At 38.6% G+C, this 16,129-nt stretch carries 16 protein-coding genes; 9 read left to right on the top strand and 7 right to left on the bottom strand.

Annotated elements, in window-relative coordinates; genetic code table 11:
• Window positions 1-157: 157 nt before the first annotated feature.
• Window positions 158-1,198: a LacI family DNA-binding transcriptional regulator gene (locus tag ABGV42_RS09015; protein WP_347381379.1), complete on the top strand. Its 1,041-nt coding sequence runs from the start codon at window positions 158-160 to the stop codon at window positions 1,196-1,198.
• 202 nt (window positions 1,199-1,400) lie between these two features.
• Window positions 1,401-3,947: a beta-mannosidase gene (locus ABGV42_RS09010; protein WP_347381378.1), complete on the top strand. Its 2,547-nt coding sequence runs from the start codon at window positions 1,401-1,403 to the stop codon at window positions 3,945-3,947.
• A 533-nt stretch (window positions 3,948-4,480) separates the two neighbouring features.
• Here the strand turns inward: ABGV42_RS09010 and ABGV42_RS09005 are convergent.
• Both ABGV42_RS09005 and ABGV42_RS09000 read right to left on the bottom strand, forming a co-directional pair.
• Entirely contained in the window at window positions 4,481-4,795 is a 315-nt protein-coding gene (locus ABGV42_RS09005) for a hypothetical protein (protein ID WP_347381377.1), read from the bottom strand.
• A 379-nt stretch (window positions 4,796-5,174) separates the two neighbouring features.
• Window positions 5,175-5,435, bottom strand: coding sequence for a hypothetical protein (locus tag ABGV42_RS09000; RefSeq protein WP_347381376.1), 261 nt, complete (start codon window positions 5,433-5,435; stop codon window positions 5,175-5,177).
• Window positions 5,436-5,780: 345 nt separating this feature from the next.
• On the opposite strand from ABGV42_RS09000, the gene ABGV42_RS08995 reads away from it, so the two are divergent.
• The 4 genes from ABGV42_RS08995 (at window position 5,781) to ABGV42_RS08980 (ending at window position 8,582) form a co-directional block, all read left to right on the top strand.
• Window positions 5,781-6,146: a hypothetical protein gene (locus ABGV42_RS08995; RefSeq protein WP_347381375.1), complete on the top strand. Its 366-nt coding sequence runs from the start codon at window positions 5,781-5,783 to the stop codon at window positions 6,144-6,146.
• Window positions 6,147-6,160: 14 nt separating this feature from the next.
• Window positions 6,161-6,340, top strand: a complete 180-nt coding sequence (locus ABGV42_RS08990; protein WP_347381374.1) for a hypothetical protein — start codon at window positions 6,161-6,163, stop codon at window positions 6,338-6,340.
• Window positions 6,341-7,269: 929 nt separating this feature from the next.
• Complete coding sequence (locus ABGV42_RS08985) at window positions 7,270-7,830, top strand: hypothetical protein (protein WP_347381373.1); 561 nt, start codon at window positions 7,270-7,272, stop codon at window positions 7,828-7,830.
• Between the two features lie 275 nt (window positions 7,831-8,105).
• A complete protein-coding gene (locus ABGV42_RS08980; protein WP_347381372.1) occupies window positions 8,106-8,582 on the top strand; it encodes a L,D-transpeptidase in 477 nt (158 codons plus the stop codon).
• A gap of 407 nt (window positions 8,583-8,989) precedes the next feature.
• On the opposite strand, the gene ABGV42_RS08975 is transcribed toward ABGV42_RS08980, so the two are convergent.
• A complete protein-coding gene (locus ABGV42_RS08975; protein WP_347381371.1) occupies window positions 8,990-9,295 on the bottom strand; it encodes a hypothetical protein in 306 nt (101 codons plus the stop codon).
• A gap of 457 nt (window positions 9,296-9,752) precedes the next feature.
• Here ABGV42_RS08975 and ABGV42_RS08970 point away from each other — a divergent pair, with 457 nt between their 5' ends.
• Window positions 9,753-10,061, top strand: coding sequence for a hypothetical protein (locus ABGV42_RS08970; RefSeq protein ID WP_347381370.1), 309 nt, complete (start codon window positions 9,753-9,755; stop codon window positions 10,059-10,061).
• A 119-nt stretch (window positions 10,062-10,180) separates the two neighbouring features.
• Window positions 10,181-12,382, top strand: a complete 2,202-nt coding sequence (locus ABGV42_RS08965; protein WP_347381369.1) for a glycoside hydrolase domain-containing protein — start codon at window positions 10,181-10,183, stop codon at window positions 12,380-12,382.
• Window positions 12,383-12,495: 113 nt separating this feature from the next.
• Here the strand turns inward: ABGV42_RS08965 and ABGV42_RS08960 are convergent, their stop codons facing one another.
• From ABGV42_RS08960 to ABGV42_RS08945, 4 genes are all read right to left on the bottom strand, one after another.
• The gene (locus ABGV42_RS08960; protein WP_347381368.1) at window positions 12,496-13,002 is read right to left on the bottom strand and encodes a YcxB family protein; all 507 of its coding nucleotides are present in this window, start codon (window positions 13,000-13,002) and stop codon (window positions 12,496-12,498) included.
• A gap of 108 nt (window positions 13,003-13,110) precedes the next feature.
• Window positions 13,111-13,407, bottom strand: a complete 297-nt coding sequence (locus tag ABGV42_RS08955; RefSeq protein ID WP_347381367.1) for a hypothetical protein — start codon at window positions 13,405-13,407, stop codon at window positions 13,111-13,113.
• A 667-nt stretch (window positions 13,408-14,074) separates the two neighbouring features.
• Entirely contained in the window at window positions 14,075-14,362 is a 288-nt protein-coding gene (locus ABGV42_RS08950; RefSeq protein WP_347381366.1) for a hypothetical protein, read from the bottom strand.
• Between the two features lie 159 nt (window positions 14,363-14,521).
• The gene (locus ABGV42_RS08945; protein WP_347381365.1) at window positions 14,522-14,809 is read right to left on the bottom strand and encodes a hypothetical protein; all 288 of its coding nucleotides are present in this window, start codon (window positions 14,807-14,809) and stop codon (window positions 14,522-14,524) included.
• Between the two features lie 687 nt (window positions 14,810-15,496).
• On the opposite strand from ABGV42_RS08945, the gene ABGV42_RS08940 reads away from it, so the two are divergent.
• Entirely contained in the window at window positions 15,497-15,946 is a 450-nt protein-coding gene (locus tag ABGV42_RS08940; RefSeq protein WP_347381364.1) for a hypothetical protein, read from the top strand.
• Window positions 15,947-16,129 lie beyond the last annotated feature (183 nt).

Raw genomic sequence — 16,129 nt, 5'->3', positions numbered from 1 at the left:
GACTTCTCTTCGTTGAAGAGAGGCCAAACTCTTTTTTTTGGTATGAATAACAATACGAGTGGCTAACAAACCAAACAAAATTATAACTTGTTTTGTTGAATTTTGTTTTTTATGCTACACTGAATGTAAATTAAGGGAGAACGGGTGAGTGAGGAGTATGGGTAAAAAAGTAACCATGCAGCAAATCGCCGATGCTGCGGGAGTGTCAAAATTTGCAGTCTCGCGTGCTCTGACGGGAAAACCGGGGGTGAGCGAACAAACCAGGGATATGATTGTGAGAACTGCAGGTCAACTGGGTTATTTCAAGACTGAATCCAAGCGTTATCCTGTTGATCCACAGCCTGCACGCAGCAGCAAGCCAGTGCAGTCAGGCACAATTCTGATTTTGTTCCCCAACATTCGTTCCCAAAATCGCTCCTCACTGTACTGGGGGCCTGTATTTGACGGTATTTCTGCACGCCTTAACGAACAGGGGATGGATATATTAACGTTAACCGAGCCTTCTTCGGACCGGATGTTCTCGGTACTTAATCCTGAAGCGATTAGCGGAATTATAACCGTTGGTTCCATCTCCACCCCTATATTGCTTGAGATTTACAGACTTCGAATACCGCTCGTAATGGTGGATCATGAAGATCCGGCCATTCACGGGGATACCGTATTTACGGATAATATTAAATGTATGAAAGAACTGGTGTTGATGCTTGTAAGCAAAGGGTACAGACGGTTCCAGTTTGCCGGCCAGCTTCCTGATGCCGCCAGTTTCAGAGAGCGATGGCTGGGATACCGAACGGTGCTGGAAGACATGCAGTTGCCAGGAAAGCAGCAAGCCGACTTGTTGGGACCGGATCTGAAGCTCATTCAGAAGGCGATTACCGAGATGCCGTTAGCAGATATTCCTGAAGTCATCGTCTGTACCAATGATCATACGGCAGTGATTGTACTGCGTGCCTTACAGAGTCGAGGCGTTTCGGTGCCTGAACGCTGTGCGGTGACCGGGTTTGATAATACGAGTGTAGATGAGCCTATTCTTGCCACCGTTCATATCAACAAGGAAAACCTTGGCATTAGGGCAGTGGATCAATTATTATGGCGTATGGAACACCCCCAAGAGCCATATGAACGCAAGTTAATTTATTCCGAACTCGTTGTACGGGATGAATACAACGCCATTCGCGAGCAAGACCAAAGTGAATAACCGCTTATCGGATATAGAAGCAGACATGAACACTGAACAGCTCATGTCTTTTTTTGTTTTTCTATTTTGTTATTTTAGAAAAACAGATTGACGTTGCAATGGTTATCATGTTAATTTTGTTTTGTAAGTTATTCGATATTATAATAACAAAACCTAACAAGATGTTTCACTTAAGACACTTCATTGATAAACGGAGGCTGCTATGAGTAAAATACAATCACAGATTTTTCAGAATTGGACGTTCAAGGCTTGTGAGGACCAAGAATGGCTGCCGGCTCAGGTGCCCGGATGTGTACATACGGATCTGCTGAAACTGGATAAGATTCCGGACCCGTTTTATGGAACCAACGAGAAAGAGATTCAGTGGATTGACAAGAAGGATTGGGAATACCGTACAGCGTTTGATATTAACGAGGACTTGTTATCCCAGGAACATTTGGAGATTGTGTTTGATGGTCTCGATACATATGCGGATGTATATGTGAATGACCAGCACGTATTATCCGCTGACAACATGTTCCGCGTGTGGAATGTGGATGTGAAGTCCATTGTGAAGTCCAGTGGTAACGAACTGCGAATCCGCTTTCGGTCACCGATTCAAGAAGATCTGCCTAAGCTTGAGAAGCTGGGTTATGCATTGCCTGCATCCAATGATCAATCCGACGTAGGTGGACTTGGTGATAAGCGCGTGAGTATTTTTGCCCGGAAGGCACCGTATCACTATGGATGGGACTGGGGTCCTCGCTTCGTAACAAGTGGCATCTGGCGTGAAGCGCGTCTGGAAGGCTGGTCCGAAGTGAAAATCAATGATGTATTCATCCGGCAAAATGAAGTAACCGTTTCCGCGGCCTCGTTGACGGCCATCGTGGAAGTTGAAACGTTGAATCCGATTGAAACCATCATTCGTATCGGTACGGATGGTCAGACCTGGGAACAGGCTGCTTCCCTGCAAGCAGGCGTGCAAACGATCGAAATTCCAGTTTCGATTAACAAGCCAAAGCTGTGGTGGAGCCGGGGGCTTGGTGATCCGCATATGTACTCCTTCGTTACTGAAGTGCTCAAGGGAGAACAGGTTGTGGCCGATACAACGGTTAAGACAGGACTTCGATCCATTCGCCTGGTGCGGGACAAGGATGAAGCTGGAGCTTCCTTCTATTTTGAATTGAACGGTGTTGCCGTCTTTGCGAAAGGCGCCAATCATATCCCAAATGACAGCTTTATCACTGAAATTACGGCTGAGCGTTATCGGCATGAGATTGTCTCATCAGCCGAATCCAACATGAATATGCTGCGGGTATGGGGCGGCGGTATCTATGAAGAAGATGTGTTCTATGAATTGTGCGATGAGTATGGCTTGCTGGTGTGGCAGGACTTTATGTTTGCATGCAGCATGTATCCGGGTGATGAAGCGTTCCTGAACAGCGTGAGACATGAAGCCATCGATAATGTTAAACGACTGCGCAATCATCCAAGCATCGTACTGTGGTGCGGAAACAACGAAATTGACTCTGCCTGGGCCCATTACATCGAGGATGGCGGCTGGGGCTGGAAAAAGGATTATAATACCGAACAGCGCGAGAAGATCTGGGCAGATTATGAAGCCATTTTCCACGAGCTTCTTCCGGAAGTGGTTGAAGCTTATGCACCAGGTGTGGATTACTGGCCTTCTTCGCCACTCGTATCGCTGACAGGTGATGAGAAGCAGCATGCTAACCCATCGACGTCGGAAGGGGATATTCACTACTGGGGCGTGTGGCACAACGTTGAACCTTTTGAAAACTATAACGTTCACGTTGGACGTTTCATGAGTGAATATGGCTTCCAATCGTTCCCTGAATACAAATCGGTCCGCAAATATGCTGAGGAAGAAGATCTGGCACTAGAATCCGAAGTGATGCTGGCACACCAGAAGAACGGTGCAGGTAACCGGCTGATCAAACAGTACATGGACATGTACATGCATGAACCGAAGGACTTCCCATCCTTTCTGTACATGAGTCAAGTGCTTCAGGCCGAAGCGATGAAAACAGCTATTGAGGCGCATCGCCGCCGCAAACCGTATTGTATGGGAACACTCTACTGGCAGATGAATGATTGCTGGCCGGTGGCTTCCTGGGCAGGCATGGACTACTTCGGCAACTGGAAGGCATTGCAATATTATGCCAAACGCAGTTTCAGTGACGTACTGGTCTCGGTGGATGGTACGAAGGAAGATAGAACGGATATTTACCTGATTTCGGATCAGCTGCAGCCGGTTGAAGGCCAATTGCAAGTGCGGCTCATAGGGTTTGATGGTACGGTATACCGGGAGGAAGAGTACGCAGTCACTCTGGAATCCAATTCAGGTAAACAGGTCCTGTCGCTGAATAACGCCGACTGGCTGCAAGGGCGGGATACAGCAACAACCCTGTTGCGATTGGATCTGAAGCAGACGGGTCAAGCTGATATTGTGCAAGAACACTATTTTGCACCGTCGAAGGATATTGGCTTGAAACAAGCTGCGATCCAGGTGACTGAAATACAAGAAACCGATGGTTCATATTTGGTTCTGGAAAGTGACACATTGGCTAAACAGGTATGGATCTCTACAGAAGCTGAAGGCGTATTCTCTGATAACTTCTTCGATATCATTCCTGGTATTCCGGTGAAGGTCAAGTTCACGTCCAGAGAGGGATTACAGAATGCTGGTGCAGTATCGGAAGCTGGTGCGATTGAGGTTCGATCGATGGCTGATTTTATTAAATTGTAATTTTCGATTCTGGTTAACTGAGAAGTTGTTTAATATTAAAACCGTTGATTCTCCCTTTTATAGGGAGAATCAACGGTTTTGTATTTTTTATGCTTAAAAGACTTATGCGTCTAAGAATTATACAGATTTGCTATAACTGATAATCATTATCCTTGTGAGAGCTCATTAGATTGTTTATTGGCTAACACATATAAATGAGGAGAGGATAGCCGTTACTTTCGTTCGGAGTGTGTGGCTTATTTTAATAATTGGACGGAAATTTAGAGCGTTCTAAATACATCTAGGAGTATTATGGTAAGGCTGTATCTGACTGAAACCAGGATTATTTATTTATATTTATATTTCTTTGCGAATGAAGATTAACAATTTCCCACTAGCGAAGAGACCCTGCTTCTAATGAAAATTTTAGGCAGTCTGTATCTCGTTTTCAGGCGTGCAACAAATAATTTTTTCTACAAACATTCCATTTGCTAAAATGGCAATCAACCAAAGAAACGCCTCCTAATCGGTCATTTCTTTGGTTGATTGCGACGTTAACTAATTTTAAGCTCAGAGATAAAATGAGTAAGTATATTTACTTGTTCGGGACTAATGCTTTGATAAGTATAATCTTTTCCGATAAGATCGTATGAAAAGACATGACAAACTGTGTATGATTCGGCATCATTGTGCTCAATGATATAAACACCATATTTTGGGGTGGATGTTTTGTCTTGCCTACAAATGAATTCCGAAGTAGGGCTAGATTCTATTAGTTGTGTTATATGTCTGCGTATATTTGATGGTAAGATAAGTATCTGCGAATCAAAATTATTATTTGCTGAAAATTTTGCTTTGTTTTTTAGCATATTGTCATTCTCCTTTAAATTTAGTCCGAAGCAACTTTTATTTCCTTTGTTTTCTATTTTACCAAACAAGAGTTCCCTTGTTAAGTGAAAAAAACACTATTATTGTGCGTTTTTGGTATAAAATAGGAGTTATTTTTGCTGGTATTTAAGAGCAATTTAAGCGATAAAAAGACGATTTTAAAGCAGGATTTTGTGCAGTCCAAGTATTCATCTTGGTGAAACGGATGAAGCCTGTTCATCTTCTTCACATACCATTAGAGATGATTGGTTAGCTGTCGAATAACCTTTGCTGGAGTTCCAACAGGATGACATCAAACAATGGACAGCTGAAATGGTATGGAGAAGACATGAAAGAATCGGCTATAAATAGCCGATTCTTTCATGTCTTATTGTTTGATTCAACATTGCTTGATCGATTGGTGTTTTCCATCAAAATCGCTGCTTCTTCCTTATTTACTTGATTTAATGTTTTTGCAACCATAACTATAGATTTGTTTAATTGGACCAGCCTCTTATCAAGCGTGTCTAAGCGACTGTTAAAGTTACCTAATACAGAACGTAAGAGAATAATTGCAACCAAGCTAGGAAAACCGACGGTTCCAATTACTTGTGCTATAGTTTCTAAAGATAAATTATCCATGAGACAGCCTCCTTTCCAGTGCAAATATAGAGCGAAAAAATGTGATTAGAAAGAGTACAGCAACCCCTTTCGAGAACTTTTAGGTTGCTAAAAATAAGTGGTGTCATAATTTCGGCATGCCGATTCTTTCATGAATATTATATAATGCAACGTAACGATACGCAATATAAATATTACCGGTTTTTATGCAATAGTGGTATAATTTTATGGAAAATTGTCTAAAATTACATAACTAAATGTGCTCAAGGTGATCCATTACAATAAAAAAATAAATAATGGCTCCTGATATATTGTGAGACGTAACGAATCACATTATAATAACTAAAGGTGAACAGGAGGGTGAACATGAAATATAACATTAATTTGTTCGGTTATAATGTAGACTCTGAATTTAAAGTTGAGAATGGGATATTACGTGTTGAGATTCCAGAGGAGAACCAGAATTCATTGAGGCAATATTTACTGCGTGTTCTTCCTAAATACGGAAGAGATGTTTCTGAAAATACGACTTTAGAGGAATTAATACAATTAAGTATAGATGCAGAACGGACCTTAGAAGGCCACATGGTAGAACCAAAATTGAAATTACCTTATGAATTTCAACCTGAAATAAAAGAAAAACTTATTGAAGCGGCAGCCTTGCAAGATTTATCAGCAACACAGCTACTGATACGCATCATAGAAAAAAAATACCAAGAAATTGTAGGATAGGAGGCAAGTGAAATATGGCTTATGGTAATAAAGTAAAGTTTCACTATGATGTTCCTGCATATATCAAAAAACAACTTGCAGAGGCTGCCAAACAAGTGAATATGACTGCTACAGAATTGCTATCTAGAACTATTGAAGAAGAGTACGAACGTATAATGCGTGAAAAAGGGAAAGATCACCTCAAACAATCTTAAGTTTTGTTAGAATACTATTGAACAATTTTATTTGATATGAGGGAAGGCACTGATATGAACAGTCCTTCCCTATTTTATCATAGTGATACATATGACATATTGTATACCGCTCTGAGCTGTTTTTTTCAATCAAATATATAGATGTGTTGGGGTATTCTTCGTCGATTTCACAAAAAAATAAGGAAGATGGACTTCCGTTAATCAATTCTAAGATATGATGGTAAACTTCTTGAAATAAGACATTCTCTAAGGGTTTAAGTTGATTCTTTACAACACTTTCCGGACTGGTTAGCATTTCGATTTAGCCCCCTTTGTTGTGTATATGAATAATTCTACAGGAAAATAAAGAATATATTTCCTTAGTAGTATATTTTTTACGTAAAATGTTAGCAGGATGTTTCAGTATTCGGGGTTACAATATTGAAATATTTTACATCATTAACCAAAATACAAATCTAATTTGGAAGTTTAATGTAAGATGAAGTATTTGGATATTCTATGATAACTCTGCTTGCAGTATTATACAAAGTAAGTTTTCAGATGATATATCATAAACAAAGACTATCAAATTTGAGCCGATTCTATTTATGTGTTTCGGCTCTATTAATTGACATGGATGATGAACATCTTCTTTTGGGAAATACACCATATAAATAACCCTCATGGATGTGCTCCATGAGGGTCTTAAGATTATAAATTGGTTTTATATGAAACAGTTTCAGTTTATTTGTGAACCCGTATTTTGAAGGTGTATATTTATCACATATCATATTGCGTTACGTAACGTAATATGATATTCTGTTTATAGAGTTAATAGAATCCCATGTGCAATAAGGGCTAAATTGTACTTGGGGTGATGGCCCTACCTTTTAACTCCACTTCATGTCAATATGTTTTAAAATAAATATGAATTTTAGGAGGAAAAAAATATGTGGGTATATGTATACGAAGGAAATGAAGGATTTTTGGATGTAAATGAAACGATTAAAGTGGATGACGGACAGCTGTTTTTCCAAAATGATTCAAATAAAGAAACCATGTACACCTGGAATCGAATAAATAACTCCTGGGCCACAATAAAAGCCCCTGTTCTTACTTCTAATGAGTCCAAGGTTCAATTGCTCCCAGGTGGATTCTACCATCGATTAATTCGTCTAGATTCCATGAACTGTAATGTATGGAATAAGTGCAATGCTAGTGGGGCTGGTTCAGGTTCATATTATTCGCTTCGTCAATCCATTAATGTGTATAGTTCAAGTGGCAATTTGCATACTACAATCCATTCGTCCACTTACGATATTGTTTTTGCTTATGGCTATGGGTATACCAAAGCAAGTAGTCCTGCTGAAATCTCGGGATCTGGTGTAGGAATTCGTGTTTATGGTTATCGCAATCGGACTACAGGTGTTGTAACTAAGTTTAACGGGGAGTATTATGCTTCTGAGCTTTACAAAAATGCTCCGACAAGTTATGCAGTTAACACCTTATAAAAGACATTATTGCATTTTAATGAAGTAGAATGCTGGTATTATTAAACAAATAGTTCTATCTTCTGTCTGAGATAGCGACCTTTCTCTGTATACTTACGGGTGAAGGTCGCTCATTTTGTTTCAGCTTGTTACTTGGGTGAGCTTTAACTCTTATAAAGATCAACATAATTTTCACAAAATCTCACACTCCAGGAGGAGAGTGTGGGATAGCTAATTTAGAAGGAATCTTCACTAATTGGGTCATTATTAAAACACGAAAAAGGAGGATTCTAAAGATGGGTTATCACATTATTGCAAACTTTCCTAAAAACCGAGATTACAAAGGAATTTTAAAAGTCTATGACGACACTGGCAAATTAGTCTTTGAACCAAAAGAGGCGTTAGGGCGCGGAACGAATGATCCGAAGAATAGGAATGATCATACGAATTGGGTGCTTCAAAATGCGGACATTCCAACAGGTGTAGCTAAGACTATAGTTTATGAAAAAGGGAGTTCGTTGTCGTCGTATGGACCCCACAAACGGATATGGCTGTATGAAGCAGTTAGCGGTAATTTTCTGACAGCCGAAAAAAATGGACGACGAGAAATTATGATACATGGTGGCGATCCTTCAACCACTTCATCATTGACTTGGTATCCTCTCAGACCAACACATGGCTGTATTCGTTTGTGCAATGAAGATCAGAAGGACTTAATAGATGTATTGGTCAAAAACGGAAGTGAAGGTAAGATTACTGTAAATGAGATCTAAAATATTTCTTAGGAATCGAGAAAAATGATAGAAGTTACAGACAAGTGATTATTATGTATTAGATCGGTGACTCTTTTGGTAAATGTAAAATTAAAGCCCTTTCCCGGCCAACATAGAAAGGGCTTTTTTTAGATGTATTTTACCTTAAAATTTGTATACAAGGAATTTAGTTCAGTGTGTGTTTATCAAGCTTTAGTCATTCTTGAAATTCGTTACGAGTAATTCTTTTTACGGTTTTACTTTATTGTTCTCTATGTGATATCTAAAAAGAATCTGTTGGTCATGCGGAAATTCACTGATGTAATCAAATGTTTGTCCATTTTTACTCCAGATAATCAAAGCAGTACTTATATTATTAGTGTTGTGCGGAAGAAAGACAAATTTATTGGTGTTTGGATTAAATATAGCTAAAGAGCTTTACCTTTAGTCACTACTATGGTATCGATAATTGTATCTTCAAAGGCAGCTTTACCATCCAGTTTTAAAGTATTCGCAGTTAATGAAACACTTTTTCCAAACCACGTAATTTTTTTTGAACTCATATTCTTCTTAAACTTTGCGATACTTTGGTAACATGATTTATTAACTACTGAAGATAACATGACAGGAACTGTGGTCAGGGGTTTACTTGGTGGTGCTACGAGAGCATTAGATATAACATTGAAGCTTCCAAGGAAAATTGCACCTGATATCAGCACAGTCGTATATTTCATAATTACAACTCCTTCAGAGGGAGGCAAGCAACATAATGCATTTTCTCCAATTTGTTGTCTTTAGTAAAAAACGTTGTGAAGATAAGAAATGTTTGCTTTTAACGCTTATTTTGAAACAGAGTCTAGAAGGAAAGTAATTAAAACTCGGAGAACAACTAATTTTACAAGATAGAGGTTATTGAACTGAATACATCTTAGGGATAAGTGGTGGATAATTGACCTTCTGAGTGATTCCATATGTTACTACAAAACAGTGACAGGTGGGTAGTGCAAGGGGCTGGCATAATAAAATAAAATTATTTTTATAAAAAATATTGCGTAACGATACGCTATATTATATAATAAATCCAAGTCATAAATATATTAAATTGAACAAGTAAAGGGGATTTACTTGTTTCGGTTTAAATCCCCGATATTTATGCCACAAATATCAAACTCATATTGGAGGAATTTTATTATGGCATACGTAAATACGGACACAACTTATTATGGACCTAATGCAAAGGAGGTCAGAGCGACTGCAAATGGTGTACCATTTGATCCTGAAAAATTCGAATCCGCTACTGTAGCACTGGTTCACGATTCTTTGAACCGTACGATTGTTCTTAATCGCGTCGTGGAACTAAAAGGAAAAACGACATTCGTAAATCCGCTTCCTATCCTTTCGTCAGATCCTCGTGGTACCTATTATGTATTGGTTATCTGGTACGATAAAAATGGTAACGAATTGACACGAGCGAAATCTAACTTTATTTATTTGACTTAAAAATATCAACATCAGTAAGGGTTAGAATCACTTTGGCTCTTACTGATTCACCTCATAAATCTAAGGAATATGTCATGAATTCAGCAGAATAAAAATTAAAGCGAAAGAAGGTCATTTGAATGGATGCAAGAGTATTACAGACACAAATTTGGCTTAATAATACGTATGGTAACCGAGTAGGGTACAAACCAGTTGTTGAAGATGGATTAACGGGTTGGAATACAATATACTCCTTGATCCGAGCATTGCAGTTGGAACTAGGAATCCCAGGAGCTGAAACTTCAGATAGCTTTGGACCTAAAACGGAAAGCCTGTTTAAACCTTTGAGCAAACAAACTACAGGTGCACCGGCTAATAACTTCAATTTTATTCTGCAGGGAGCTTTGTTTTGTAAAGGTTATAACCCAGGTGGATTCACAGGAGGCTTTTTTGATGGTACAGAGAGAGTTGTAAAGGAACTTCAAAGCGATGTAGGTCTAGCAGTCCAGGATGGCGTAGTCACGGCAGCTCTAATGAAAGCTCTCCTTAACATGAGTTCTTATAAACTGGCTTCCCTTCGGGGAGGTAGCGCCTCCATTCGTAAAGCTCAACAAAATTTGAATCGTGATTATAATCGATATTTTGGTTTAATGCCCACAGATGGTATCTATTCTAGAGATACCAACAAAGCGCTAATCTATGGCTTGCAAGCAGAGGAAGGACTCGCTGTAGGTGTGGCTAATGGTAATTTTGGTCCGAGTACCATTAGTCTGTGTCCCACGTTGAGTGAAAGCAATAGCCCACGAGGGTTTGTGCGTATTTTGCAGTACGCCTTGGTTTGTAACGGATCTGAGTATGATACAGGTGAATTTGACGGAGTTTATGACTCGGCTGTAGCCAATGCAGTTAAGAAATTTCAAAGCTTTATGATGCTGCCAGTGACTGGGGTAGCAAACATGTCAACAATTAAACAGTTAATGACTAGCAATGGGGACACTAATCGAAGTGCTACAGCATGCGATGCTTCTACTATCCTGACAACTGCACACGTAAATACACTGGTCAGCAATGGTTATAAAGTGATCGGACGTTATTTAACTGGTAATGTATCTACTGGTAACGGTGGAGTACGATCTAAAGCGATGACTCCTGAAGAACTACAAATAATCTTCAATGGAGGCATGCGAGTTTTCCCGATCTATCAAGATGGAGGACACCGAGCTACACATTTTGTTACAGGTCAAGGTAAGGTAGACGCACATAAGGCCCATTTGGCAGCAAGGAACTTGGGATTTGGTTCAGGCACTACCATTTACTTTGCTGTAGATTATGATGCGTATGATTATGAAGTAACAGAAAAGCTGATTCCGTACTTCCGTGAAATTAGAGAGGTGTTTGATGCACTCGCAGACTTGAGTAAATTGCCACGATATAAAGTGGGTATTTATGGCGCGCGTAATACATGCATTCGAACAGCGAATGATCTTAAAGCTAAAACCGATTACAGTTTTGTCTCTGATATGTCTACTGGTTTTAGTGGTAACTTAGGTTTTCCGATGCCGGATAACTGGGCATTTGATCAATTTTTTGAGACTTCAATAGGTTCAGGCGCAGGGCAACTTGCTATTGATAAACTAGCATACTCTGGTAGAGATACAGGCGTCTCTTCCGTAACACCGCCTGATGACTTGAAAAGAGAGGCTCTCTTCACTGCATGGGTGGATATGGTTACATCATTCCCACTCTTAAAGGATACACCTGCCTTGTACTCTACCAATTTTGCATTTAACACAACACAACGAATTTTTTCATCTTTTATGGTAGATATTGATGTGACAACCCAGACAGAGTATGAGTTTACAGGAAACGATATGCACAAAATCAATATCGTGAATGGTAAGCTAGGGGTTTCCGCTGAGAGTATTTTAGGGGATACGACAACAAAATTATCTGTCGATGAAGTGAAAGATTTCAAAAACTTTTTAAACAATGTGTCGTTGTCAGTCGAGAATGGTATTATCGCAATTAAAGCAACGCCGCAAGGTAATAAACTGATTATGGAAATTAAAGTGTATAAGAGTGAAATTCCGCTCACTGACGGCACGAAGACAAAACTTGAAGTGACGGTTGTCTATACGTTTAAACATGTTCCAACCGAAACAGAGCCAAATTACAATGCATTGACATACCTTGTAGGTGGAGTTGGGGTTGCAGCTGCTATTATCGCAGCGGTTATTTTTGCACCTAGTATTGGGGTAGGTGGAGCAGTGTATGGAACAGCATCGGCGATCATTGCTTTCTTTACATTCCTATTCTCAGGAGATGGAGATGGGGGGGCATAACGAGTTTAACTGAGGTAAACTAAAAGAAATAAAGAAGTGGGCATCCTCATCTGAATAGGGTGTCCACTTCTTTTTTAATACGTTCTCAAAACTTCAATGTAACACCTCAACATTTATGCCAGTAGTTTAGGCAAGAGGAATATGTCATAGTAGTGTTGAAACTCCTGACTTAATTGTTCACTAGATATCGCCCTTTTAGGGATAATAATGCCTTGGATGTCAGTCATATATAAAAAGTAATGCTCTGTATCTTCCCTAACAATGGAGATGTCATCCCATTTTAAAAAGGAAGTATTTTTTCCGGTGCTCCGAGAAATTCCTTCATCACTAAGAATCATTACATTTTTGCCGAGTATCATACTTAGATTTTGTTTTTTTAAGTTCCTTTTCAACGAAAAAATGGTCAGTTTGATATACGCAAAGGGAAAAGTAATAACAAATAATACAATGATAGCTAAACTTATAAGGGAAAAAGAGGCCCGTAGAACTGTGAAGAAAATAAGAAAAGAAAAAATTATAGTCATAATCAATTTAATTTTTCTATGTTCTTTGGATTTTCGAACAACATTCTCTTGCATATCAGCCAGATCATCAAACTCTAGATTAAATTTTAGTTCCATTCTAGCCCTCCAATAAATCATACCTGTTGAATATTATATTATTTCAGTTAATAGTCTAGAAAAAGTAAAGAGGCAACAACTTGCTGTTGCCACGCTTGCTATATACAATTACTTCACAAGATCCAGATTTGTCCAAGGAAGCTTTTCTGCGTTGGTACCGTCTGGTAAGTAAACGTCTGAACGTGGGGGAGAAGCTAGTTCATCATTATTTCCCAAAGAATGATAGTCATTAAGTAGGCTTTTCCAAGGTATATGGTCAAGTTTAGTGCCATCTGAAGTATAGACACCTGTTCGAATTGTACTTTGAGTTTGCTTCTCATCAACTTTGCTCGTCGGAGTAGACATAAATATACTACCCAAAAGTAGGAAACTAGTGGTTCCCAATAAAATCAGACTCTTATTCAATGATTTTCTCTCCTTCTTTCAAGGGATTATTTCTTATTTCTATTCTTTAAATTATATCACATTATTTACTAAAACAAGTTTACAATGTTGTTCCAACCTTTAGATACTTAAAATAAATTAAACATGTGAAAAGCTTAATTTTACCATAGTTATGGACAGCCATTTCTGGAAGAGAAAAAACTCCCTAATGTGAGGTTAGTCTATGTCTATAGATCAGAAGCTCTGTTAAGAAGCTATCAGCCTAGCACAGCATACGCTCTCTCAGGGGATGACTTAGCCGTTGTCTATACCAGAAATGGACTGGGGAAGTAATAACAAGTTAAGAACCCCACAGCTTTAGCCGTACAGACTATCTAAAAGCTAGCTCTTCCAGCTTTAAACGTTATACCTTGATTAGTGGAATCGTCGTCATACAATATAATTATACAAGCGTTGTTCTTACATTAGAACTCAGTCTGTTTCTGAGGTGTAGCCTTAACACCTTTGTCTTTTTAATGTATTAGAATCAAAAATGTGAATAGCATTTATATGGCAAAGAAGGAGAACATAACAGTTTTTCACTGTCTATGTTCCCCAGTTTCTGATTGTGATTAAGTTTTTTGGAAGGAAGATACACATTTCTTGTAGGATTTAGAATTGGAATATATACATGGATATTTGGATATTTTTAGCTTATGTTACCTGAACTGATATAGTATTCAGTACCATTTATGGTTCCCCACGCTTCAACAGTGACGGGGTTCCCGTCATCATTGTGCCAAGAAGTACTATTATCATCCAAATAATAAGCATGGTTTCCGGAAGAATAGTAAGACCAATTTCGAACTGATCGCACTACGCCACGATAAGAAATTTGTGTTCTAAAACTGCTGTAATCCTTGGTCGGGTATTGTAGACCATCAATATGAATACCAATTCCACCATGTCGTTCAAAAATGCCACTAACAGTTGCCATAAAAATCAATCCTCTCATCAAATAGTTTTAGTAAAGAATAGAAAAAGCTACTTTGATTAAATAAAACATTACATTACGTGGTATTACGCAATAACAGAAGTGAAAAAGGAACATTTTCTCCTGGATCGTGAATGTTAAGCGTTGTAAGAGTACTACTTCTTAAGATATGTTACCTGAACCGATGTAGTATTCAGTACCATTAATGGTTCCCCATGCTTCAACAGTGACGGGATTCCCGTCATCATTGTGCCAAGAAGTGCTACTGTCATCCAAAAAATAAGCATGGTTTCCAGAAGAATAGTAAGACCATGTTCGAACAGATCGCACTACGCCACGATAAGAAATTTGTGTTCTAAAGCTGCTGTAATCCTTGGTCGGATATTGTAGACCATCGATATGAATACCAATTCCACCATGTCGTTCAAAAATGCCGCTAACAGTTGCCATAAAAATCAATCCTCTCATCAAATAGTTTTTGTAAGGAATAGGAGAAGCTCTCACAATCCTTCAAGAAAAAGTATCACTTCCTGATTAATACAATAACATATAGCGTCACGTTACGCTATATATATTTTGAATTATTTGACATTTTATTTTAGATGGATAGAAAAATATCAGGATAAATTCTTAGATTAAGGTAGGCCAAGTTCAAGCGTTGTTATAAAGAACACAATCCATTGAGAAAATAAATACGATAGGATCAGGAGGGGTGTAATGGAAAGTTAACCACCAATTGATTCAACAGAATTCCAGGTGATGAATTTCTTATAACGTTAGGTACCATATTGCATCAAGTTAAAACAATATGAGATACATTCTGTAATCTAAGAATAATAGAAGAGAAGATTATTTTTTTATAAAAAAGTATTGCGTAACGTTACGCTATATTATATTATAAGTGTAAGATATTTAATTTGCTTTTAACTCCATTGATGCCAGATACATCTATGAAGTTAAATATCTGAGCAAACAATATCTCCTAAAAATCTATCAATCTATTTATATAAGGAGTGAAAGTCAATAGCGCTACATTACATTGCAGTAAATAAATCAGGAGTTGCAATACCTGTTTATACACAACAGAATAACCAGGGCTCCCGTGTCGGTACAATCTATAATCGAGAGGTATATTGTGTGACAGGTTATACAGAGGGAGGAGATACTCCCATCATGTTCCGTAACTCGAGTGGTAATATCGTATACGGAATCTTTAACCTCGGTCTTTTAGGGATTTCAGAAAGCGCAGAGTCGCCGATTGATCAATATGCATATCATAATAATGCTTCGTTGTATATTCCTGGACAGGGGAATTTCGCTGCAGTTGAATACAAGACAAGACGGTCTCTCCGAGCCTTAAACCAAGCGGGGAATTTCTGGACGAACATCCCATCTGGTTCTTCGATTTTTGCTAAGAAGTCTTACGGAGCACAGAACGGCGAAATTAATGAACAGTACCTTCAGTTTAATGCTTACAAAGATCCAAATGGTAATTTGACCTACGCACCTTCAAACATCGGTTTTATTGATATCGGTATTAGTGGTGGGTCCACTCCGACATCGATTGGACTATATGGTTCTTGGTAAGTGGTATTAGTTAGTATCTAGCATTGATGACCCAGTAAGAGCTACAAATACAGCTCTTACTGGGTCAATTATCGTTTACCAGAAATGACTTGACCTTGTGTTTTACAGTACGTCCAATAAAATGTTGATGAAGAGAGGTGTGGTTCTTCATAGGCAATATCGATCATTTATTTTTGGGATATA

Source organism: Paenibacillus pabuli, assembly GCF_039831995.1.
Lineage (GTDB): Bacteria > Bacillota > Bacilli > Paenibacillales > Paenibacillaceae > Paenibacillus > Paenibacillus pabuli_C.
The sequence above is the reverse complement of the archived record's forward strand: the minus strand, read 5'-3'. Positions and strand labels throughout refer to the sequence as shown.

Coding starts and splice junctions, on each gene's coding strand:
- ABGV42_RS09015 (WP_347381379.1), top strand. CDS start 158: ATGGGTAAAAAAGTAACCATGCAGCAAATCGCCGATGCTGCGGGAGTG.
- ABGV42_RS09010 (WP_347381378.1), top strand. CDS start 1,401: ATGAGTAAAATACAATCACAGATTTTTCAGAATTGGACGTTCAAGGCT.
- ABGV42_RS09005 (WP_347381377.1), bottom strand. CDS start 4,795: ATGCTAAAAAACAAAGCAAAATTTTCAGCAAATAATAATTTTGATTCG.
- ABGV42_RS09000 (WP_347381376.1), bottom strand. CDS start 5,435: ATGGATAATTTATCTTTAGAAACTATAGCACAAGTAATTGGAACCGTC.
- ABGV42_RS08995 (WP_347381375.1), top strand. CDS start 5,781: ATGAAATATAACATTAATTTGTTCGGTTATAATGTAGACTCTGAATTT.
- ABGV42_RS08990 (WP_347381374.1), top strand. CDS start 6,161: ATGGCTTATGGTAATAAAGTAAAGTTTCACTATGATGTTCCTGCATAT.
- ABGV42_RS08985 (WP_347381373.1), top strand. CDS start 7,270: ATGTGGGTATATGTATACGAAGGAAATGAAGGATTTTTGGATGTAAAT.
- ABGV42_RS08980 (WP_347381372.1), top strand. CDS start 8,106: ATGGGTTATCACATTATTGCAAACTTTCCTAAAAACCGAGATTACAAA.
- ABGV42_RS08975 (WP_347381371.1), bottom strand. CDS start 9,295: ATGAAATATACGACTGTGCTGATATCAGGTGCAATTTTCCTTGGAAGC.
- ABGV42_RS08970 (WP_347381370.1), top strand. CDS start 9,753: ATGGCATACGTAAATACGGACACAACTTATTATGGACCTAATGCAAAG.
- ABGV42_RS08965 (WP_347381369.1), top strand. CDS start 10,181: ATGGATGCAAGAGTATTACAGACACAAATTTGGCTTAATAATACGTAT.
- ABGV42_RS08960 (WP_347381368.1), bottom strand. CDS start 13,002: ATGGAACTAAAATTTAATCTAGAGTTTGATGATCTGGCTGATATGCAA.
- ABGV42_RS08950 (WP_347381366.1), bottom strand. CDS start 14,362: ATGGCAACTGTTAGTGGCATTTTTGAACGACATGGTGGAATTGGTATT.
- ABGV42_RS08945 (WP_347381365.1), bottom strand. CDS start 14,809: ATGGCAACTGTTAGCGGCATTTTTGAACGACATGGTGGAATTGGTATT.